Origin of the sequence: Paenibacillus sp. JSM ZJ436 (assembly GCF_044383795.1) — a bacterium.
In the GTDB taxonomy this organism is placed as follows: domain Bacteria; phylum Bacillota; class Bacilli; order Paenibacillales; family Paenibacillaceae; genus Paenibacillus_AQ; species Paenibacillus_AQ algicola.
On sequence record NZ_JBISEO010000002.1, the window covers coordinates 236825 to 260224 of the forward strand.

A 23400-nucleotide genomic window follows, 5' to 3' on the forward strand; every position below is an offset into this window, starting at 1 on the left:
GAAGGTTCCAGTGCTTCGCAAGGTGAAATACGGCCGCTGCTGTGGTACAATACTGAAATTGCAACGCACGAACACCTTAGGGAGGTTTAGGGAAACACCATGCTCATTATTGGAATCGCCGGCGGCACCGGCTCTGGCAAAACAACGGTGGCCCGCTCGGTTATTGATCGTCTGGGACCCGGTAAAGTGACATTTATATCTCAGGATAATTATTATAAGGACAACCCCCACCTCAGTCTGGAGGAGCGGGAGAGCATCAATTATGATCACCCGTTTGCTTTTGACACCGAGCTGCTGGTAGAGCATCTCCAGCTGCTGAAATCGGGTCAGCGTGCAGAAGCCCCGGTGTATGACTTTACTACCCATGCCCGCTCCAAGCAGAAGACGGTAGAGCTTACACCCGGTCATATCACGATCCTTGAAGGCCTGCATGTGCTGTCGGATGAGAATCTGCGCCCGCTGCTGGACATCAAGGTATTCGTGGATACGGATCCGGATGTACGGATTCTGCGCCGGGTGGTGCGCGATATCGAGGATCGCGGCCGCACCATCCAGTCGATTTATGATCAATATCTGAGCACGGTCAAGCCCATGCACGAGGCCTTTATCGAGCCCTCAAAGAAGTACGCTGACATTATTATCCCCGAAGGCGGAGAGAATGAGGTCGGCATTCAGCTGCTGTCGATTCTGACCGAGAAATATTTAAGCGGTGAACGCACCTGGGGCAGCTAGAGCAGCCATTTTCGCTCACCCCACACAAGAAAGGCTGGCGCCAAAGTGCGCCAGCCTTTCTTGTTGTATTCTTTTTCATGGCAATCAGCCTGTCAGCCGCCTCTTCAGTTGCATTGCAGGCAGACCCGCAATCAACACGGACCCTGCTTGAGATGGAGAAGGAACCGCGATGCGATTACTCCAGCGCCTTCAGCAGATTCAACACAGCTTGCGCGCTCTGGGCCCGGGTCGTCCAGCCCTTCGGCTCAAATGCACCGCCAGGGTGGCCCTGCATAAGACCGAGGAATGCCGCCTGGTTGACCTGTTTCTCAGCCCAGTGTGAAATATGCTCCTGATCCTTCATGCCAGAATTCTCTGCTGCCGGAGCTTCATGCTGGAGCGTATAAGCTCTTACCAGCATAACCGCCATTTCCTCCCGGGTAATGCTGTCATTCGGTGCGAAGACGTTACCGCCCTTGCCGCTGACGAGTCCATGCTGATAAGCGGTCTGAAGGTCTGCGGCATACCACGCATCACGGGACACATCCTTAAAGGTGCTGCCTGCTGTATTCACAGGCTCCAATCCCAGCGCCCGCACAAGCATGGCGGCGAATTGTGCCCGGGTCAGCTTCTGTGCCGGACTGAAGGCTTTGGCACTCGTTCCTTGTACAATATGCTTCGCGGCCAGCTCCTTCACCGCATTCTGCGCCCAATGTCCGTTCAGATCGGTGAAAATCTTCTCGTACTCCAGCACAGCATACTTGCTGAAATGTCCTGCCTCTGCCTCAATCTGTCCATCCTTCAAGCGGCCTCCGGCATATGTGATGCTTCCGTCATCCTGCAGATGGTATACTCCTGCCCAGCTGGCGTTGATTCCCGGAAGCAGATCGAAGGTCAGTGTGACCGGCGACTCAAACTGCTCCAGCTTCCATTCCGCCCCTCCTGCAGCCTTGACACTCAGATGCAGGTCATACATCACGCTGCCCGGCTTGAGGTTAACCCCCGGAGTTTGACGCTCGGCTTCAAGTACCAGAGCCTTCGCATCCGCAAGCGGCGCTTCTTGCACAAGCAGCGAAATTGTGGATGCCTTCTGCTGCTCGGCAGACACCAGCTTCTGCAATGCCTGCAGCAAAGCCGAAGGCAAGGTGATCTTGATGCCATTCTTACTCACTTCCACCGACTGTCCGTTCAGAAGATCCCCAGCTCCGATGGGAAGCAGCAGCTCTTGATCCCCAGCGCCCAGCTTAACCGATACCGGGGCCTGTGGATTGTTCAATAAAGCCTCACTGATCTGAACAGTGCCCTTAGCTGGCGTACTCACTGGCGCTCCGCTTCCTGGAGCTGGCCCGCTTCCGCCATTGCCATTGCCGTTACCATTGCCATTGCCGTTACCGCTTTCTGCTGCGCTTGCCAAAATCACAGTGCCGCCATCTGCCATAGCCGGAAGAAGAACACTCACCGTCTGATCCGACTTCACTTTATACTGCTTTCCGCTGTACAGATCAGCAGCCATGCTTCCCGCCGGGAATGGCACTTTAAAGCTGACCATCCGCTCCTGTGTTCCGACATGAAGCGCAGTGACAAGATGCTTATTCTCATACTCCTTGTCAAATGCCAGATACTTCTCGTCATCTGAAGCGACAATCGAGGTCCGAACACCCTTCGAGAAAATCCCGGAATGCTCGGCACGAATCTTCAGCAGCTTCCGGTAATGCTCTAGCAGCTTCTTCTCGCTCTCCACCTGATCCCACGGCATATCCGTACGATTCTCGCTAAAATTGCCTTTGTCGAGATCTCCTGAGGCACTGCCGGAACGTCCGAGCTCCTCTCCGTAATAAATGACAGGTTGCCCTTTCGATGTAATCTGCAGTGCTGCAGCAGTCATCAGCTTCGCTTTGTCTCCGTTCACGTAGTGTGACAGGAAGCCGTTCTCATCATGGCTGCTCAGGAATTGTCCCATCATCTGCGTGTTATCCAGCCTGGCTTCCCGCTCAGCCAGATAAGACTCTACGTCTTCAACACGGCCATTCACAAAATCACGCGCTCGTCCTTTAAAGCCGAAATCCAGCAGGCCGTCCATCTGTCCGCTTTGCAGCGTTCCGCCATCATTATCCAGCGTACCGCCATAATATTCGCCGATCAGTTTGAATTCCGGATCGATGGCTGTAAGAGCGTTCTTGAACGCCTTCCAGGTGGCTTCCTCCACATGCTTCACGGTATCTACACGGAAATAGTCAATTGTGTCTCCGCGGTCCGTCCGGGCACGCTCCAGCCAGCCTGCCTGCCAGTCAATGATTTGCCGGCGCACGTCCGGATCCTCCGTGATCAGATCGGGCAGTCCTGACAATTCTCCCCGCAGCGGATCATCCGTTGTGGACAGCTTAGTATCCCGGAGCATCCCTTCAAACCGGGCTTTGTCGTCCTGGGCCACCGGGGCTGTGTCACCTGGCTTCAAGCCATAGCCTGTATGATTCAGCACAACATCCACCATGATTTTGATGCCTCGGTCATGTGCTTTGTCAATCAGCTCCTTGAACGTATCCAGATCACCCAGATGCTCATCCAGCTTCGTAAAATCCTTGGCCCAATATCCATGATATCCATACTGAATGCCGTTAGAGTTTGCTTTGACATTGTAATCAATGTTATCGACAATAGGTGTGATCCACAGCGTGTTGACTCCGAGCTCCTGAATGTAATCAAGCTTATCAATCAGCCCCCGGAAATCTCCGCCGTGATATGCCTCCAGATGGTCCTTGTTTACGTTCTCATTATTAGAGGCATCACCATCCATAAAGCGATCCGTCAGTACAAAATAAATGCGCGCCTCATCCCAGTCAAACTCCGCTTTAGCGGCCGCTTCGGCTGACTTTACCGTGACTTCAGCCGTCCCCTTATGGAAGTTGCCATACTGGTCTATCAGCGTAATGCCAATGGACTTGCGCCCAGACGGGATCCCTTCCTTTACGGCGATGCTCTGCTCCAGCAGCTCCAAATCCAGCTTCACTTGAGATGATCCCCCCAGTGAACTTAGATCCAGGTACCCGGCTTGGAAGGAGACAGGACCCTCTTCTTCTGAAACAGATACCGCCACCTTCAGCACGGCATGTTCCTTATAAGAAATGCTTTCACGTTGTACAGAGCCGGTCACGTTCACCACAGGCTTGACATAGATCACCACAGATTTGCCGTCTTGCGTATTCTTCGGATCGGAGACCTCCACCGTCTCTCCGTCTGTGGTGACAAGAAAGCTGTATTCATGAGTACCGGGCACGGCATTGTGCCACGTATAGCTGAACCATTCTTTCTCAGGATCGTACGTCATGACCTCTTCCCGGCTGCCGATCTTGAGAGACACACTGTCCATGGTATCCATCGCGTTCTCGCGGAATTTAGCCTCATCCCGATAGACAAACGTAATATTTCCGCCCTCCAGCAACGGTCCTGTAGGGCTTGGCACTATAGTAAGCTCCTTCTTCATGCTGGTAATATACACCTTCGTAAAGGCTTCGCCCGGCGTAAGCGGAATGTTACGATCATCCGGGTAGTCCTGCTTGGTGCCGTCCCAGCCTGTTCCCTTGCGAAGTACAAATCCGATACTGCTCGTGTTCGCGGCTACTTCCACAAGTACTGTGGCCATGCCACTCTCAAAGACTTCGAAATCAATCTGGTCGTTCTTGACTCCAGTGTCCCATATCCAGAGATTCCAGTCCTCATAGTCGGCATCCGGCCGAATGTAGTTGATCTGAACATAGCGCTTGCCGGCGGTTACTTTAGTCACCTTCACCGTGACTTCCTGCTGACTGCCCTGATAGCTGATCGTGATGACTGCAGTACCTGCTCGGTGGCCGGTAATCAGGCCTGAAGAACTGACACTTGCGACATCAGCATTGCTTGATACATAGGCAGCCTGCTTCGTAATGGTTCTGCGGCTCTCATCGTTATAGATCGCGTGAACGATCGCCTGGCGGGTCTGGCCTACTCCCACAGTGTAGCTCGATTGATCTGCAGCCACCGATGTCAATGCAATGGGATCACTGGCGGTTTTGATCACTACGGCAGTGAGAGGCTCCAGTGTAATGGAGCTTGAATCCAGATCAAAGCCCGAGGCTTGCTTTACTTTAGCGGTGCCGGCTTCGTCGTTGTCCACGATGACCGTGCCTGAGGTCAGGTCCTTGGACAGCGTCATTGTCCGTGAGACTTTATCGCCATTGACGAACACATAGTATTGTCCCGAAGCATCCGTGGCCTTGGTCGTATAGCCAATGGCTACGTCCTGGGCCCCAATCTCCGGAATGGACAGCAGCGACACGCGGCTGTTAATGAGCTCCTGATCCCCGAGCCGGAAAGCGTCGCTGGATTTGCGCAGCTGGATCAGGCCGGCGGTATATTCCTTCGTCACGTGATTAACCGGGAATACGTCCTTATTCGTCGCCTTCTCCCAATCAAACTTATTAATTGCATCCGATGAATCGTAGGAATCGTGTACGAAATAACCGAATGTCTTGCCGCTCTGATCCTTCAGTTCGTGATATTTCTGCTGCGGCACGCCCTCTCCCAGCCACTGCTTCGTACGGCCATATTCCTGTCCCGCATGCAGAAAGGCGGTGCCTTGAGAGGTCAGAATCAGCAGATTGCCCAGCCGAATCCGCTTGTGAATTTCCAGATCATTCTCTGCATTTGCCGGATCCTTCTTGGTCGCCTGGGCAATAATGTCGTACAGCGGCAAATTGTCGTGCGCCTCAATATACTGCACGACGTCTCCCGGGTCATCCTCTTTCATATTGCCCGGCTGCGCCTTGATATTGTTAAAGATCATGTCTACACTTTGCTTGCCCCCTGTAATAAATCGAGGCTCTCCTTCACTGCCGTAGCCGGATTTCAGCGCATTCCGGAACTCGTCAGAGAATACGCCGACGTCATCCGTGCGGTCCATCCAGTTCTGATCGGCTCCTTGTCCTGCAAGAGCAGGATCTGCCTGAGCACCCTTAAATGTAATCCAGCCCTCCCCAATGAACAGGGCATCCGGATTGATTTCGGCTGCGGCGTCATAAGCGCGTTGTACCGCATCCTGTGTAGCATCGCCCATCATATCCCAGCGCATGCCGTCAATTTTATATTCCTCAAACCAGTATTTGACGGAATCCACCATCAGCTTCTCTGCCATCTTGCGATTGGTTGCCAGGTTGTTACCAAAATCGCCAAGGAATTTACCATTCACATCCTGAAAAGCATAATATCCGGGCACAATGTCATTCAGGAAATCCGACTTGGCCATATGGGTATACACCACATCCAGCACTACACCCATCTCGGCCTCATGGATGGCATCAATCATATTTTTCAGCTCACGGATTCTCAGCTCCGGATCCTGTGGATTCACCGAATATGCACCGTCCGGCGAGAAATAGCTGTGCGGGTCATAGCCCCAGTTATACTCGTTGTTTCCAGCAGAGTAGTTCAGCTCACGATTCTTCATCTTGGACTCATCGCCGTAGTACCAGGCCATCACCGGCAGCAGCTGCACATGGGTGACGCCAAGTGATTTGATGTAGTCCAGCTTATGCTTGAACGCTTCGAAAGAGCCCCATTGTGCGTTGTGCAAATCATCTTCAATGGAAGGATCTGACGTAAAGTCGCGGACATGAATCTCCCAGATGATCGCATCCTCCCGCTGTTCATAGCCCGGAATTTGGGCAAAGTCATAGCCTTCCGGATTCGTTTCGCTCAGATCCACAATCGCAGCCTTGCCCACGATGTCTCCATCCGGACCCGCTTTGCCCGTCGTGTCGACCCGGAACTCGGCCATGGACTTGGCATATGGATCCAGCACTCGCTTGGACACTCCCTCATGCGTGACCTCATACTGATAAAAGGTTCCTCTGAAATCTTCGATATCGAAATCGCCGCGCTCGAGGCGGACAGACCAGACACCCTGTTCCTGACGCTGCAGCTCCTTAGTACCGATCACTGTGGTGCTGTCATCCTTGCCGTATACATCGACCGTCACCTTGCTCGCCGTCGGCGCCCACAGCTTCAGTACAGCTTCTCCGTCAGCATACACAGCACCGAGATCGTTACCATCATACGCATATTCCTGATCGAGGTATCTCCAGCCCTTGCTCGCGGTGACGGTCTTCCCGAGAAAAGTGACCTGCAGCGGCACCTGATCCATGGTGAATGAAGCGGTCAGCTCTACGGTCTGGGGACCGGTGACAGCAGCTTCAGTAATGCCAATGCTCTGATCGCCGCTTTTCAGCTGGACGCCTTCCTTCAGGGATTCCGGCGTCAAACCTGCCGTCATCGTATAGTTCAGGCGCAGCTTGCCTTGAGACAGTACCTCCGCTGAGATCAGGCCGGTCGGCACTTCTCCGTACGGGGACGTATAGACGGTATTATCGCCTTCTCGAATAAACAGATGACGGTAACGGTCAGCCAGGCTGAAGGATTTGTCCCCCCCGTCTTTCCCGTTGTCGCCCACAGCGGGATCCAGAACGATTAAATTAATCTTTGCTCCCTGCGGCTGCAACGGAACATCCAGGTAGGCACCATACCCATCCAGCTGCTCTTGCAAGAAACGGGTAGCGCCGTTCGGGTAATTTGTTGAAGGAGATGCGACATCGCCCCACAGCCACAAGGCATATGCAGAGTAGTTCTGGTCCTCACGCTGATAGTGAATCCGGACGGTGTCTGCCGGCAGGTCCACCGGCTCGTACGTATACACCTCGTCTGTGCCCTGCTTCAGCCACACCTCGTTCATCTCCGGGGTGATCAGGCTGAACACTTTGTCTCCTCCGTCTTTCTGTTCAGTCATACGATTCATCACGACAAGTCCAATCTTGGATGCTCCATGCTGAATCGGCAGATCCACGAAGGCACCGTAATGATCCTGTTGTCCTTCAGGAAACGGTGTAGCGCCTTTCGGCCAATTCTGTGAGGGCTCGGCGACGTCGTTAAAGATCCACAAGGCCCAGCCTTCATAATTAGCATCTGTGCGCTGATAATGTACACGTAAATGTCCATCCGCAACCGGAAGCCCCGGATCTTGCGGAACGGGTGCAAGCTTTATGTCCTCAGCAATCTCATGAGTGTCTGCATCGTACGTGAAGGTGACCTTTGCATCCCGCTCCACGTTCAGCGACATCGGGGTGCCATCCTCGGGATACAGCCTGCCTGCGCCAGGATCACCCAGCGCCACCTGATACTGATGATCCCCTGCATATACATCGGCCGTAACGGAGTAGATTCCATTCAGACCATCATCACTCATGAGGAGCGCCGGGCTGTTCTCTATTCCATTTTGGAAGCTGCCAATGACTCTCGGAAGGTGATCTTGCTCTAGAGGTATGTAGTAAGAGGAGTCGGCAACAGCGTGTGTCTTATGATTATAGTAAAAGGTAACCTCTGTCTCCTGTGACAGGGAAAGCTTGATATTCCCATTATCACTCTGTTTGCCGGGAGACGTGTAATGGTCATTGCCGTAGCTTTGATCCCATGTGCCCCCGACAGCCACTTTATATTCATACTCGCCAGCCGGAAGCTTCCCGGTAAACCGGTATTCATCCGGTCCCGTTGGGGTCATAGCGGTTTCAGCAGCATCCGGCTTCCAGTCTGAGGCTGCACCCAGCTTGGATTGCAGATCGCCCACGACAACCACCTGTAGTGCCTGCGAGTCCGTGGCCGCCTGAACCGGCGGGATGCCGATCAGAGAGCAGAGCATGGTTACAATCAGAATAATAGAGCATAATTTCTTGCTTTGAACAGCCGATAACATAGATCAAGTCCTCCTTTATAGATGGGTGAACTCACGCCTGCATCTTCACTTGAGCAAACGTTTGCATAAATGGCATGATCCTCCTTCCTTGATTTGATCAGCAGCGACAGGATGTGACATTATTCATAGAAGCGCTTACATCAATAAGTGTGTAAACGTTTGCATTTATTTTACGGCTGGAGATGCTTCCCGTCAATCAGAATTTTCAGGAAGCGCTCCTGAGAGGGACACCCTATGGCAGCTCCTGCTCCAACTCAATCTCAATTCGTTGCATGGCAATATCCCAGGCTTCTTCGGTACCGATGACATCCTGCTCCACCTTCTGGAGAACATCAAACATGACTTTGGCAATCAGGAATTGGTCGGAGCCCTCATAGGTAGGCTTGATTTGACCCGCAATTTGGCTGTAAATTCGCCCTGTCGGCGCATCATTAAAAAAAGGATCGGTATGCTCCATAATGACGGGATCTGAGAACAACTCCGGCATGGAAGGAAAATTCCCGTTAGATTTAAACAGCTGCACCTGCTGTTCCGCCTGGGTCAGCCAGTTGATCAGATCATAGGATTCACGATGATGCCTCCCTCCCTTAGGAAGCGTCAGGAAAGAGCCGCCGTAATTGCCCGCAATCTGTGGGATAAAGGTCATATCCCATTTCCCTCCAGCAGCCGGTGCGTTTTTTTTCAATATCTCAATGATCCAGGAAGGAGCAAAGGCTACCGCAAACTCTCCTTGCTGCAGACCTCTGCTCCATTCAGGAGAAAACATCGGCAGGCTGGCCGACAACCCTTTTTCCTTAGCTTTCATGACAGCCGACCAGGCCCGGTAAACATCGGGATTACGGTGCACAATAAGCTCCCCGTTGTCCTTGTCATAATACTGCTCCTCCGCCTGTCCCAAGATAACCCGGTATAGCATATCGAGATTGTCAATCATATGCTTTCCTGTCTTACGCTGCAGCTGATCGGCCGTATCGAGAAAATCTTCCCAACTGGACATGTTTTTCGTCACCTCTGAAGGCTCCGACGGCAACCCCGCCTGCTCAAAGAAATCCCTGCGGTAGGCCATGGCGATCGGGCCAATATCCGTCGGCAGACCGAGCAGAAACTGTCCATCCTTCGTTATGGCCTGCTGCCATTTCCACGAAAGAAACTCCCCTTCTCTCTCTCCTGCATCATAATTCAGCAGGTTCTCAAACGACCCTGACAACTCCTTGAACCGTTCCATAAAGCTGATTTCGACAAGCGCCACATCAGGCACTCCGTTGCCGGAAGCGAGCGTCGTCTGCAGCTTGTTGGATAGCTCCGGATATGAAGAGGTATGGATATGTACTCGGATATCCGGATGCTCCTGCTCGTAGATATCTATAAGCGGCTCCAGCCCCGAGCCCGGAAACAGCCACAACGTAATCTCTTTGATGGACCCCGGCTTGTTCTCTTCAGACCTAGAAACATTAGAGCAACCGGGAAGCGGAAGCAAAGCTATCATCAAGACCAATCCGATCAATCGATGGAGTCTCTTGTTCATGGTGCTCCTCCTCTCCATTTTACAAATCAGCCTGTCGACTATTTTGATATTCCTGAGGCGTGATTCCGGTATATTTTTTAAACGTTTGACTGAAGTAAGCCGGGTCCTTGAAACCCACCTGATCGCACACCTCATATACCCTGATTCTAAAGTCCTCCAACAGCCGCTTCGCCTGCCTCACACGAACGAGATTCAAATAATAATTGAAACTGTGGCCGGTATCCTCTTTAAATATCCTCCCCAGGTACGTAGGGTTCATGTACACCTCATCAGCCAGCATCCGGAGAGACAGATTTTCCGGATACCGTTCGTCGATAACCTGCAGCATATGCTCGACCACCCGGCGCTTTCCTTTCTCTGACATATCCAAAACTTCGTCCTCGCCCGGCATCTCCTCGCGGCCAACTTCCGTGTAAGTATAAATGTGCTTATCAGAGTGCTGGAGTGCAGTCTGCATAGCCTGATAACTCTCCCGGTAACGGCGCGGCACTTCACTTTGATGCTGGGCCGGCGTTGAGATGCCGATCTGTACCAGCAGCTTCAGATTATTTCGGATCACTGCATGCAACTCATCAGCTACAGTTTCCATTTCAGACAATGACCTCTTTTTCTCGTTGAACAGATAGATTACCAAATGATCCTCTTCCATGATGCCGACCGCTTTAACATGCGGCTCCAACCATTCCTCGGAAATATTCTTGACAGCATTCAGCGCCTGCTGCTCATTCCATATTGAGTGCGACATCGGGGCTTTCATCGCCATACACAGCAAATAAATACACTGATAGGCAGGCAAAATAGATTGGTTGAAATACGGAATTGGTATGCCGTAGAGCAAATCGTTCAGGTGCTTCTCCAGCACGTGGGAGTGCCTTAACTGCTCCACCTGTCTTTGAAATCTCTGCAGCTTGTGCTCTTCCGCATGCTTTTCAATCACATTTAAGATTTCCACAGAGTCGCACGGCTTTAGCAAATAATCAGAAACATGATACTTCATCGCTTGACGCGCGTAAGAGAAATCTGCATAGCCGGTCAGCAACACGATCCTGATGTCAGGATTAAATTCATAAATCCTGCGGCACAGCTCCAGCCCGTCCATTCTCGGCATCCGCACATCGGTAATCACCAGATCCACAGGGTGTGCCTGTATCATACGAAAAGCTTCTTCTCCATGCTGCGCTTCTCCGGCAATCCGGTATTCAACGCTTGCCTCACGGATTGCTTCCGTCAAGGCTTCTCTCACAAACCGCTCGTCATCGACAACCAGAATGTTCAATATGATGATCACCTCTGTGATGAAACAATTCTTTCTTTAAATTATGATCCAAAACTTGGAGATGAGAAATATTAAAAATCATATTTTTCTAAAAAAAATTATACCACACCGCACCGGAGTAAATATAAATCGTTCAAGTTCTTGCCGTTATGAGTTAGGATACTATTAAATAGCTCTTCAATGACAGGTCTAGGCCGAAGATTCCGGGGGATCGACATGAAACGTAAACGCAAGCAAACGATATTCGCCCAGCTGCTGACGGGATTTTCTTTAATTCTGGTGCTTTTGTTAACGACCATCGGGTACTTTACGTACCGCATCAGTTCTGAGGTTGTGCTGGACAAGACGTCCCGGTTTCTCACGGAATCGGTGAAGCAAATGAACCAGAAGCTGGATATTCTCTTACAGGAATTTGATACCTTGACGCTTGACATTGGTTTTGATCCGGTACTTCAGCGGGCCTTGCAGGCTCCCGGGGATAGTGAGGAAATCAGCACATTTGACATTGAGAAGCATCTGAATCAGAAAATGAGATTTGTAGGCAGTGATGTGCTGGTGCTGGTTATGGGCAGCAATAACCGTTACTTCTCCACGTCCAGCTCCTACTACTTTTTATGGAAGAAAATCGAAGATATTAAGGGGTACAACTGGTACGAGCAGGCTTTAAACAATGAAGGCAAAATCCATTGGTTCTCCGACATGGTATGGCATCTGGAGAAAAAGCCGGCACTGGTCGGAATCCGTCAGATTCGAAACTGGGGGAGCCTCGATGGTCTAGGCATAATGCTGATCGCCCTCCCTCTGGAAACGATTGACAACCAGTTTCAAAACCAGCAGGATAGTCCTTTCGACAAAATACAAATTCGTGATTCATACCGTAATATTGTGTACTCTACCTATGAAGAAGAGATTGGCATCAGCAAGCCAGAGAACTTCCTTCGCCGCGAAGCAGGCGGTGATACAGGTATTCAGTATTCTGCTAATACCAGCCGATACTGGACCTCCATTACTTCCGCCTATAGTGGCTGGAATATAATTGCCTATGTCAAGCCGGAGGAAATCGTGGGCGGACTGAACCGTGTACAACGCAACATTATGCTGATCGGCCTGTTCGGCAGCCTGTTCGCGCTGGCCCTGGCCGTGTTCTTCTCCTGGTCGGTCGCCCGGCCGATCCGCATGCTGTCCATCAAGCTGAACAAAACCGAACGCGGCTCCCTGACGCCGATCCGAACCCGAATGAGAAACCGCGAGGTGGAAGGCCTGTTCCAAAGCTTCAACCAGATGCTGGCCAACCTGGATGAGACGATCCTCGACCTGTCGCGGAGGCAGATCAGCGAGCGGCAGGCTCAGCTGGTTGCGTTGAAGGCGCAGTTTCGCCCGCACTTTTTATACAACACCTTAAACACCATCTACTGGACACTGCACCGCAAGAAGCTGACCGAGGAATCCCGAATGGTCATTACGCTGAGCCATTTGCTCCGATACAGCATTGATGGCCGGAGTGAGCTCGTTACGCTGGAGGAAGACATCGGGCAGCTGAACCGGTATGTGTATTTACAGCAGCTGCGTTATGGCGACAAGCTTTCTGTCCGGCTGGATATTCCAGCTGCACTGTACAGCGCCCTGATCATGCGCCTGTTGTTTCAGCCGCTGGTTGAGAATGCGATCGTGCACGGGCTGGAGACATCAGAGGAAGAGCATTGGATCATCCAGATTACCGGCTTCCAAGAGGGTGGACTGCTGCACCTGACGGTGGAGGACAACGGCATTGGCATGAACAGCGACCAATCGCTGCAGGCACTTACCCTGCCGGAGGATGATGCGGACCCGCCCGATCTGCATACAGGCATCGGCCTGTCGAACCTTCAAAACCGCATTCGTCTGTATTACGGCGCCGAATACGGAATTTCGTTAAGCGACAGCTCGCTGGGCGGGCTGAGGGTGGACATCACCCTGCCGCTGGAGATCCGCTGAAGGAAGGCAGCCCTCGAGCGCAAGCTCCGAAGCATCACACGGCGGCTTGCGCTGGACTCACTGACAGCCGCCGCGAACAACAAACAGGGCAGCTCCGACAGATGAACAATCTGCTGGAGCTGCCCTGTTTGAGGTGAGGCGTTATGGCTCGATGATTTGATATTGCCCGCTTGCCGCCAGCAGGCTGAACATGTACAGCATGGAATCATAGTACCGGTATTGGCCGGTCGGGACGTCCATATCCCACAATCGCTGCGCAAACTGCAGCCGATCTTCATGGGTGGAAATCATGGAAGCTGCCCCATTCACTGCAATCAAGCCCGAGGAACGGTTATCCGCCATCGGCTTCCCCTCCACAGTATACCTGGCCACATACCGGTCAATGCCCTCTTTTATAAAAAATTGATGCAGCTGTTCTATATAGCCCCTTCTCCACTCAGACTGCTCGCCGCCATGCCAGATCTCGTCCAGCGTGACGTTGAGAGCAACCCGGTGGGCATCGTAGGAGAACAGATAATGATCGCCGTTCCGGTAAGGCACTCCATCAAAGGTAGTATAATTGGCCATAAGCCCGGTGTCCGGGTGTGCTGCCTGAGCCCAGAACGCCCGGCTGACCTTGGCCATTTCCGCCCAGCGCTCACGGTCCGTCTCTGCCCATCTGGCCCACAGCTCGTAAAAGGCAGGCAGATGGTAGGAAGGGTCTGTATATCCCTTGCCTGAGGTCCAGGGCACAAATACAATCTGATTCCGTTCCTCATCAAACATATTATAGCCCTCACCGTCATCGGCTTGATGCAGCATCGCCTGCAGTATCTTGTTTCCCTGCTCCCGGTAATGATAGATGCCTTCGCCGTCTCCCCAGCGGTTGGAAGCAAACAGAAGCGCCATGGCAAAATACTCCTCGCCATCCGGTGCCGGATTGCTGTCAAGCACATCCCCCTTCGGGGTATTATGCCAGGAGAAATAATGCTTGAACGGACCCTCCTCATGCTGCATATACGTGACGGCCCACTTCCACAAGCGGTCAAACTCCTCCTTCTTATCCAGCTGAACCGCAATCATCATCCCGTAGGACATTCCCTCGGTGCGTACATCCTGATAACCGGTATCCAGAATATAAGCCATGTCTTCCCCCACTGGGTAGTAAATCCGTTCCTGCTCGTCATTCCCATAAAACATTTGCTTCCACGCCTGATCCAGCTTGGCCGAGATGTCCTCCTCGCTTTTGCCAAGCTCCTGAAACACGCTGCGGTACGTCTTGGGCGACGCTTCCTCTTTACCGGCCCTCTCCCGAGCCCACAGCAGGGCCACACCGATCAGCACGGCTGCAAGTATAACGAAGAGCTTTAAGCTTTTTGTATTCATCGTATTCCTCCTTGCTGCATGATTACGGTTCATTGTAACTGGGCGTGCAGGGAGCAGCCTATGGGCCAAACATGTGATAACTTGTGAAAAAACGACCTTTTCTAAAGCCCGCTTGCGCCGGCATCGTAAAGTAGTCGATTTTATACAAGAGATGTAATGTTCCTCCTATACCGATGCTTACGGGGATGCCCTAGAATTTGTATCAAGGATTCACATTCCTTAAAACTAAGAATACAGGGGGCTCTTTACCATGAAAAAACGTTTGGGCACTTTGCTGGCATGCCTGCTTCTGGTTTTCACAGCCGCTTGCTCCTCGGGCAAGAGTGAAGAAGGCACATCAACTGGCGGCGAGGCCGCAGGCAAATCGGAATCTTCTAACGGCAAGGTCGAATTATCTTTATGGATGTTCACCGGCACCGGCCTTGAGGGCTTGATTGAGAAGTATCAGAAAGAGAACGAGAACATCAAGATCAATGTACAGACCCAGGAGTACAACGATCACCATAACGGCTTAATGACAGCGCTTGCGGCAGGCAGCGGCGGACCGGATATCGCGATGATCGAGGTCGGCTTTATCGACAAGTTCAAGTCGGACGAGAAGTTGTTCCACAATCTGGCGGACTACGGCGCTAATGACGTTATGGGTGATTACCTGGAATGGAAGCGCGTTCAGGCTTCAAACCAGGATGGCTCGTTCATTTACGGCATCCCTACCGATGTCGGTCCAATGGCTATGTATTACCGTACAGACATCTTCGAGCAGGCTGGATTGCCGACAGAGCCGGCAGCCGTTGCTGAGTTGATGCCGACTTGGGAGAAATTCATTGAAGTGGGCAAGACCATCAAGGACAAGACCGGTAAGCCAATGGTTTATGGCGCCGATATCGTCTATCAGAGCATTCGGGGACAGGCTAAAGAACAGTATTTTAACAGCAACGGAGATTTGATTGTAGAGACAAATCCGGCCATCAAACGGGCATGGGATCTGTCCACTGAAGTTGCTGAAAGCGGACTCGCAGCCAAAATCTCGGCTTGGTCACCGGAGTGGGGAGCAGGGATGAACAACGGTGATTTCTCTGTCATGCTGGGTCCTTCCTGGATGGTGGGCTATATGAAAGGAAATGCGCCGGACTCTTCCGGCAAATGGAATTTGGCACCAATGCCAGAAGGATCCGGCAACTGGGGCGGTTCATTCATGACGGTACCAAGCCAGAGCAAGCATCCGAAAGAAGCCATGGACTTCCTGAAATGGCTGCTTTCTCCGGAACAGCAGCTGCAGCTGTTTAAGGATACTGGCTCGAATTTCCCGTCCACACCAGCAGTGTATGATGATCCGGCGATTCAATCATATACCGATGAATTTTTCCAAAACGCGCCTTTGGGCAAAACCTTCTCAGATGCCGCGAAGAAAGTCGTTCCTGTATACCTTGGACCGGACCACATTACCGTGGATACACCGATCCTGCAGGCACTCGCTAACGTAGAGCGCAACGGAGAAGCTGCCGATGCAGCCTGGAAAACAGCGATTGATCAGGTCAAGCGTGATCTCAGACGCTAAACCTGTCTGCACATTAATTTCATAATTGTTGATGCGCCGATGGACATCTGCTCCGTTCGGCGCATCCTCTTCTAAAGGAGGACCATGATGAACACACCCGGTGAATCCAAGCTATGGCATAAACAATCCTTCAAGGACCATGTGTCTGCTTATCTTTATTTACTGCCGTTTTTCTTAATATTTGGAATCTTTACGCTTTTCCCTGTCTTCTGGTCGGCTTATATCTCGTTCTTCTCGTGGGATGTGCTCGGCACCAAGAAGTACATCGGCTTCCAAAACTATATCTGGCTGTTTACAGATGATCCGAAGTTCTGGAAATCTGTCCTGAACACGTTCAGCATCTGGCTCATGTCCACCCTCCCGAACCTGTTTCTCGCCCTGGTGCTGGCTAATATTCTGAATCAGCGCTTTATCAAAGGCAAGAAGCTGTTCCGCCTTGGCGTCATTATTCCGAACATTACCTCACTCGTTGCGGTGGCGGTCATCTTCGGCAGCTTCTTCGGATACAATTACGGCCTGATCAACTATTTCCTCTCCGAGCTTGGCCTGGATAAATATGATTGGGGCGCTTCCTACTGGGGAGCTCAGTTTGCGGTCGCGGTCATGGTGATCTGGAGATGGACCGGATATAATGCTGTCATCTATCTGGCGGCGCTGCAGAGCATTCCGGCAGATCTGTATGAAGCGGCGAGAATTGACGGCGCCTCCAGGACACAGCAATTTTTCAAAATTACGATTCCGATGATCCGGCCCATGATTATTTTTACAGTCATTATGTCTACGATTGGCGGCATGCAGCTGTTCGTCGAGCCGCTCATCTTCTCCGGACCTACAGGCGGACCTGAGGGCCAGACCTTGACGATGGTGCTGTATTTGTACACCGAAGCGTTCACCAATAACAATTACGGCTATGCATCGGCTATCGCCTGGATGCTGTTCCTGATCATTTTGCTGTTCTCGATGTTCAACAACTTCCTGACCAAAAAAATCAACTCTGCCCAATAGGAGGAAACCATGAAATCTTTACAACGCCTGCTTACCTACAGCCTGCTTATTCTGACGTTTCTGGTGTCCGTGTTTCCTTTTTACTGGATGCTGGTTATCGCTTCACACCCCACCTCGGAGGCAAACAAGTTTCCGCCGAACTTCATTCCCGGCGACCTGTTTATCACGAATGTGCAGACGATGCTGGATCAGATTGATTTTGTAGGAGCCCTGCTCAATTCGGTCTTCGTATCTACGACCGTTACCATTGCCCAGCTATTCTTCTGTGCGCTGGCGGCCTTCGCGTTCTCCAGACTCCAGTTTAAGGGCAAGCACTTTCTGTTTGTATTTATCATCGGTACCCTGATGATCCCGGGCCAGCTTGGACTGGTTCCATCCTACATGATTATGACCCGCCTGGACTGGATCAACAGCTTCAATGCGCTTATTGTGCCGGGCCTGGTCAGCGCCTTCGGTATTTTCTGGATCAAGCAGTATATGGATACGACCCTGCATCCGGAGCTCGTAGAATCTGCCAGAATGGACGGCTGCTCCAACTTTCAGACCTTTTGGCGCATCGCTCTTCCCACGATTTCGCCGGCCATGGCTACGCTGGCTATTCTGACCTTTATGTATCAATGGAACGACTTTCTCTGGCCCTCGATCGTCCTGAAGGATTCGGCGGTGCACACCATCCAGATTGCGCTGCGGAATCTGAATAAGGTGTACTTCCGCGATGTCTCGGTCATTATGGCCGGCACCTTCCTGGCAACGATTCCGCTGCTGGTGGTGTTCGTCGCCTCCAGCCGCTATTTCATATCGGGAATTACAGCCGGAGCCGTGAAGGGCTAGCCCGCAGATAGGGAGCCTGCATTTCAACATGATAGGGGTGACACTGCATGCACATGATTACCAATCCGATTCTGCGGGGATTTAACCCGGACCCTTCTATTCTGAGGGTAGAGGAGGATTATTATATTGCGACATCGACGTTTGAATGGTTTCCGGGCGTGCAGATTCACCATTCCAGGGATTTGGTGAACTGGCGCCTGCTGACTCATCCGCTGCAGCACCGGGAGCAGCTGAATATGTCCGGCAATCCGAACTCCGGCGGTGTCTGGGCACCGCATCTCAGCTTTGACGGCGCGTTATATTATCTGGTATATACCAACGTCCGAAGCTTGACCGGTGTTTATAAAGACACTCCCAACTATGTAGTCACCGCAAAGCATATTACCGGCCCCTGGTCGGACCCGGTGTACCTGAACAGCAGCGGCTTTGACCCTTCTCTGTTTCACGACCGGGACGGGAAGAAGTGGCTAGTGAATATGGTGTGGGATCACCGCAAGGGCCGAAATCCCTTTAAAGGCATTGTGCTGCAGGAGTATTCCGTGCAAGAGCAGCGGCTGGTTGGCCCGATTCAGACGATCTTTGAGGGAACCTCGCTTGGCTGCACCGAGGGTCCGCATATTTATCGCATAGAGAACTATTATTACCTCCTCGTTGCTGAAGGCGGCACCGGCTATGAGCATGCGGTGACGCTTGCGCGGTCCAGAAGCTTGACAGGTCCATATGAGGCCGATCCGCTCAATCCCGTGCTGACCTCTAGCCATCACGAGTCCCTGCCGCTGCAGAAGGCCGGCCATGGCAGCCTGGTTCAGACTAGCACCGGAGAATGGTACATGGCTCACCTGTGCGCCCGGCCGCTGCCCGGAAGAAAGCAATGCCACCTGGGGCGGGAGACGGCGATTCAGCGCTGTCACTGGACAGATGACGGCTGGCTGCGCGTTGCCGATCTGCAGCACCTGCCGCAGGAGAAGGTCGCCGGGCCTGCGCTCCCGCTGGCTCCTGTGGAGAAGGAGCCGGCCCTGGATCATTTTGACCATCCGGCACTCAGTCCTTCGTTCAGCACGCTGCGGGAGCCGGCCGATCCCTCCTGGCTCAGCCTGGAGGAGCGGCCGGGATGGCTTCGCTTGAGGGGACGCGAGTCCTTGAACTCCTGGCACGCTCAGAGCCTTACAGCCAAACGACTGGCTTCGTTTACGTGTGAAGTCGAAACCCGGCTTCAATTCGAGCCGAAGTCCTTTCAGCAGATGGCAGGGCTCATCGCTTATTACAACACGAAGAATTACTATTACGTTCACGTCACCCGAGAAGAAACGGCCGGCAAGTGCCTTCAGCTGATCTCGGTCGTGCAGGGACAATATGATGAGCTCACGGAGCCGATACCGCTTCACGGCACCGAGCCGGTCTATCTGAAGGTATGCTTTCACTACGACGTCCTGCAGTTCTATGCCTCCGTGGACGGTTCACATTGGAGCTCCATCGGCCCTGCCCTTGATGCCGGCTGTCTTTCCGATGAAGCCGCTACCACCTTTCATAATGGTGTCTTTACAGACTGGGGCTTTACCGGAACCTTTGTCGGTGTCTGCGTTCAGGATTTATCCGGTCAACGCCTCCATGCGGACTTCGATTATTTCTCCTTGAAAGAATGAGAACAGCAAAGAACCTCTACGGAAGAGCGGAGCATAGGGCTCCAGCTATTCTATAGAGGTTTATTGAGAAAGCCGAGCCACAGGAAGGATCGGATGAATTTCCGGGCATCCTGAATGTTCCCCCGTCCGATACATTGGCCAACGACCGTGACAATCGTCAACGATAACGCTGCCGCGGGAATCCACGCTACTAACGGCTGAAACTCGCCTTAGCGGTGGCTTGAGGTACCAGGATCTCCTGCTCACCATACTCGCTGGTGAGCTTCTTTTTGCATATGCCGTTGTTTCATTGTAGTAGTTCTGGGAGTTTATACATTCCATTTTACAGATTCAGTTCTGACGAAACGATCGGGATCGCAATAGTCACTCTAGTCCCAGGATATTCCATATTCTCATAATAAAAAAGAAAAGCATCTCCGAAATACAAATTCAATCTCTGTACGATATTGTTTATGCCATATCCAGTTGACACTATTTCTCCACTAAGGCGTCTACGCATTTCTTGAGAGTCTATACCAACACCATTATCTTCCATAATAAACAATATATAGTTACTATTCTGTTTCACACTTAAACGAATAACACCTTGTCCAAATCGATGACGAAATCCATGCTCAATCGCATTCTCAGCTAGAGGTTGAAGTATTAGCTTTAAAGTAATACATGACAACAATGATTCATCAACATCTTCAATCACTTCAATGTGATTCCCATGTCTAATATTTTGAATCTCCATATAGCACCGAAAATGCTCCAGTTCTTTCCCAATCTCAATAAACTCTTTTCCTTGATTCAGACTGAGACGAAACAATCTGGATAATGAATTCACCATTCTGCTTATAGGTTCTGCCTTGAATTCTACCGCCATCCAATGAATCGCGTTTAGTGTATTGTATAAAAAATGAGGATTTATCTGCGCTTGCAATGCTTTGAGTTCTGACTCGCGTTGCTTCTGTTGTTCAATACGAAGTTCCTTCATCATATCCCTTAATCGTATGACCATTTTATTATATTCGGTTTCTAGCATCCTTAATTCGCCATACGAATTGACCTGCACCCCGAAATTAAAATGTTCTCGTTCAACATGTCGCATGGATATAATCAATCGCTTGATTGGAGCAGACATAGCTTTAGACAGCCACATACTAAAAAATGCAGACGCAAGTAGAATAGTAACAGAAATAATAATCGTCACATTGCGAATATTATTGATCTTCATTCTAATCGTATCCAAAGAAATTAGATGGATCAGCCTCCACCCAGTCTCTCGGAGCTGCACTTCATTGAATATGTAATCATCATTATATCCTTCTTGATGAGCGTCGAATGTTTCACCCATGCTTAGAAATGCATTTGGAGTCATAACTTCGTTTTGGTCATTCAATACAAACATTTGATCATTGGTACCATTACTTATATTGTCATAAATTTCTGACATCAATTTCGGATCGAGTTTCAATATGACCGTGCCTAAATACTCGAATTCACGAGATATGATATTTTGGACATAAACAATAGCTTCAGGTTGTTCTGTTCCAACAGTACCGCCGAGAGCCCCCCAAAATGGTCGGCCTTGTATGAACAACTTATCGCTCTGAATTTCCTGTGGAATCAAATATATATCAGACAATTTAAAGTGCAAAGAATTTATATCGTCATAGGGGAATACCAGGTTCACTCCGTTACCACCAGAAATATGCATAGATATTACATATTTGGTATCATTTCCTAATATATTTGGAAATATATTATCCAGAAAGGAGTGCTCCAGTATATATTGGGTATATTGATCCTTTAATTCCGCTTGGGTTAGATTATTGAACAGAGGACTACTCCCAATCTTTGTTGTTGAATCAATAATGTCCTTCATTCGACGATCGACGTTCTTGCCTGTTTGAACTAATGTTTGATTTGAGTATTTGACCACATTCTCAAGAGTTTGCTGGTTCAATTGGATATAACTTAAAGTCCCAATCGAAACTATAGGAATTGTAAACAACAGTATATATGAAACAAGTAGTTTCTTTGAAAACGCCATGTTTAATATTTTGTTACTAATTGAACGCACAACTTTTGCGAACATCGGCAACCCCCATATTATAAGCCTCTGTATTGGGTGGGGGTTACCCCCGTCGTTTGTTTAAACAACTTGCTGAAATAATAGATGTTGCGATATCCCACTTTATCAGCAATTTCAAACACTTTTAAATCCGTGTTCGCAAGTAAATATCTGGCCTGATCAATTCGCAGCTCTGTTAAATATTCAGCAAAGCCCTTTTTTAACGTACTTTTTATCAATGAACTGCAATAATTAGGTGATAACCCTAATTGAAAAGCGATTTTCTCAAGTGTCAACTCTTCGTTATAATGAACCTTCATGTAGTCTATCATTCTCTTTACATACATATCTTGAAGAGATCGGCTTCGGTAACTCAACATTTCCATAACTTTTAAATAAAGATCATGGAACCATTCTTGAATTTGCTTCAGTGTATCCTTCTGCTTTAGCTCAAATAATACATCTGGTCTATTCTCATAGATCGCTTCCTTCTCTCCCATCTCCACTATTGTTATTGATGTCAGTAGCAGCAATCGATCAAGAGCAGCATATAATTCATCAGGATCGAAGATTTCTTTTTCAACCAGTGCAAACAAGCTATCTATTGCATTATGCACTGTTTCAAGGTTACGAAGCTTTATTCCGTCCAAGATTTCCTTCTGAACTGCCTGCCAACGATACGGGAGAGGTTGTGCTCTTTCACTAATTTCACTGGATAGAATTACCTTATCCGAGAAAAACAATCGAAATCCCAACATTCGCGTAGCTTCAACGAACGATTCTTGAATGGACAATGGCTTCTTAATGCAGTAACCATAACTTAAGAATATGTTCATTTTCAATATATTTTTTACTTTAAATTGCAGTTCTTCGAATAATCGATGATTCAGATTAGAGCCCTCAGAGTTGCACTTTACAATAATTGGCCAATACTCTTTGGTGAATTCAGGTGCAATAAAATCTAGTTCCCCTTCCAGCAATTCACGAACTAAATTTGCTACTGCAAATCTAGCAACAAAGATATTGTGTTGTTCATGGTGCCAGCGCATTTCCTCATGACTAAAGTGTTTCTCGGTCTCTAATCGGATTACTACGACCCGATATTGAACAGAATCAAGCTTGATATTCAAGTAGTTCAGCCAGTCCATTAACACGCTCTCCGATTGTATTCGACCGTACAACCAATCGTAAATTACGTTTTCCCTTAAATATGGAAGGCTTGCATGTAATTGATTCTCCGCTTTATTGAGGAACAAATCCATATTCTCTTTCTCTTGAATCATATCCCGTATACGGGTAATTGCTTTCTCAAGCTCATTCAACTGCACTGGTTTTAATAAGTAGTCTTTCACGTCATAGGCAATAGCTTTCTGGGCATATTTAAATTCATCGTACCCCGTCATGATAATGAATTTAATACCGCGATCAATATCGTAAACCGTTTCAATAAGTTGAATGCCATCCATTATCGGCATACGAATATCCGTAATGACTAAATCAACTTTGTGTTGCTCTATAATTTCAATCGCTTCATTACCGTTTCTTGCTGTATAAACATCTCCAAACCCTAATCTATTCCAGTCTATATTCTCTTTCATGATTCTTAAGATTAAGAACTCATCATCAACCAACATGGCCGTATACATATTAGCTTGCACCGCCTCAATCTATGCGTGTCC

At 50.0% G+C, this 23400-nt stretch carries 12 protein-coding genes; 6 read left to right on the forward strand and 6 right to left on the reverse strand.

Annotated elements, in window-relative coordinates:
* Positions 1 to 99: 99 nt before the first annotated feature.
* Positions 100 to 732: a uridine kinase gene (gene udk / locus ACH6EH_RS03435; protein WP_397331124.1), complete on the forward strand. Its 633-nt coding sequence runs from the start codon at positions 100 to 102 to the stop codon at positions 730 to 732.
* A 175-nt stretch (positions 733 to 907) separates the two neighbouring features.
* Here the strand turns inward: udk and ACH6EH_RS03440 are convergent, their stop codons facing one another.
* From ACH6EH_RS03440 to ACH6EH_RS03450, 3 genes are all read right to left on the reverse strand, one after another.
* Positions 908 to 8485: a pullulanase gene (locus ACH6EH_RS03440; protein WP_397331125.1), complete on the reverse strand. Its 7578-nt coding sequence runs from the start codon at positions 8483 to 8485 to the stop codon at positions 908 to 910.
* 232 nt (positions 8486 to 8717) lie between these two features.
* Positions 8718 to 10010: an ABC transporter substrate-binding protein gene (locus ACH6EH_RS03445; protein WP_397331126.1), complete on the reverse strand. Its 1293-nt coding sequence runs from the start codon at positions 10008 to 10010 to the stop codon at positions 8718 to 8720.
* Positions 10011 to 10029: 19 nt separating this feature from the next.
* Complete coding sequence (locus ACH6EH_RS03450; protein WP_397331127.1) at positions 10030 to 11298, reverse strand: response regulator; 1269 nt, start codon at positions 11296 to 11298, stop codon at positions 10030 to 10032.
* Positions 11299 to 11502: 204 nt separating this feature from the next.
* Between ACH6EH_RS03450 and ACH6EH_RS03455 the strand changes: the two genes are divergently transcribed.
* Positions 11503 to 13260 (forward strand): sensor histidine kinase, encoded by a 1758-nt coding sequence (locus tag ACH6EH_RS03455; RefSeq protein WP_397331128.1) that lies wholly within the window; start codon positions 11503 to 11505, stop codon positions 13258 to 13260.
* A gap of 141 nt (positions 13261 to 13401) precedes the next feature.
* On the opposite strand, the gene ACH6EH_RS03460 is transcribed toward ACH6EH_RS03455, so the two are convergent.
* Positions 13402 to 14625 (reverse strand): family 8 glycosyl hydrolase, encoded by a 1224-nt coding sequence (locus tag ACH6EH_RS03460; protein ID WP_397331129.1) that lies wholly within the window; start codon positions 14623 to 14625, stop codon positions 13402 to 13404.
* A gap of 250 nt (positions 14626 to 14875) precedes the next feature.
* Here ACH6EH_RS03460 and ACH6EH_RS03465 point away from each other — a divergent pair, with 250 nt between their 5' ends.
* The 4 genes from ACH6EH_RS03465 (at position 14876) to ACH6EH_RS03480 (ending at position 19662) form a co-directional block, all read left to right on the forward strand.
* A complete protein-coding gene (locus tag ACH6EH_RS03465) occupies positions 14876 to 16183 on the forward strand; it encodes an ABC transporter substrate-binding protein (RefSeq protein ID WP_397331130.1) in 1308 nt (435 codons plus the stop codon).
* An 84-nt stretch (positions 16184 to 16267) separates the two neighbouring features.
* Positions 16268 to 17188, forward strand: a complete 921-nt coding sequence (locus ACH6EH_RS03470; RefSeq protein ID WP_397331131.1) for a carbohydrate ABC transporter permease — start codon at positions 16268 to 16270, stop codon at positions 17186 to 17188.
* 9 nt (positions 17189 to 17197) lie between these two features.
* Complete coding sequence (locus ACH6EH_RS03475) at positions 17198 to 18019, forward strand: carbohydrate ABC transporter permease (protein ID WP_397331132.1); 822 nt, start codon at positions 17198 to 17200, stop codon at positions 18017 to 18019.
* Positions 18020 to 18066: 47 nt separating this feature from the next.
* On the forward strand, positions 18067 to 19662 hold the full coding sequence (locus ACH6EH_RS03480; protein WP_397331133.1) for a glycoside hydrolase family 43 protein: 1596 nt from the start codon (positions 18067 to 18069) through the stop codon (positions 19660 to 19662).
* A 322-nt stretch (positions 19663 to 19984) separates the two neighbouring features.
* Here the strand turns inward: ACH6EH_RS03480 and ACH6EH_RS03485 are convergent, their stop codons facing one another.
* Both ACH6EH_RS03485 and ACH6EH_RS03490 read right to left on the reverse strand, forming a co-directional pair.
* Positions 19985 to 21745, reverse strand: a complete 1761-nt coding sequence (locus tag ACH6EH_RS03485) for a sensor histidine kinase (RefSeq protein WP_397331134.1) — start codon at positions 21743 to 21745, stop codon at positions 19985 to 19987.
* A 14-nt stretch (positions 21746 to 21759) separates the two neighbouring features.
* Positions 21760 to 23367 (reverse strand): response regulator, encoded by a 1608-nt coding sequence (locus tag ACH6EH_RS03490; RefSeq protein WP_397331135.1) that lies wholly within the window; start codon positions 23365 to 23367, stop codon positions 21760 to 21762.
* Between the last annotated feature and the right edge of the window lie 33 nt (positions 23368 to 23400).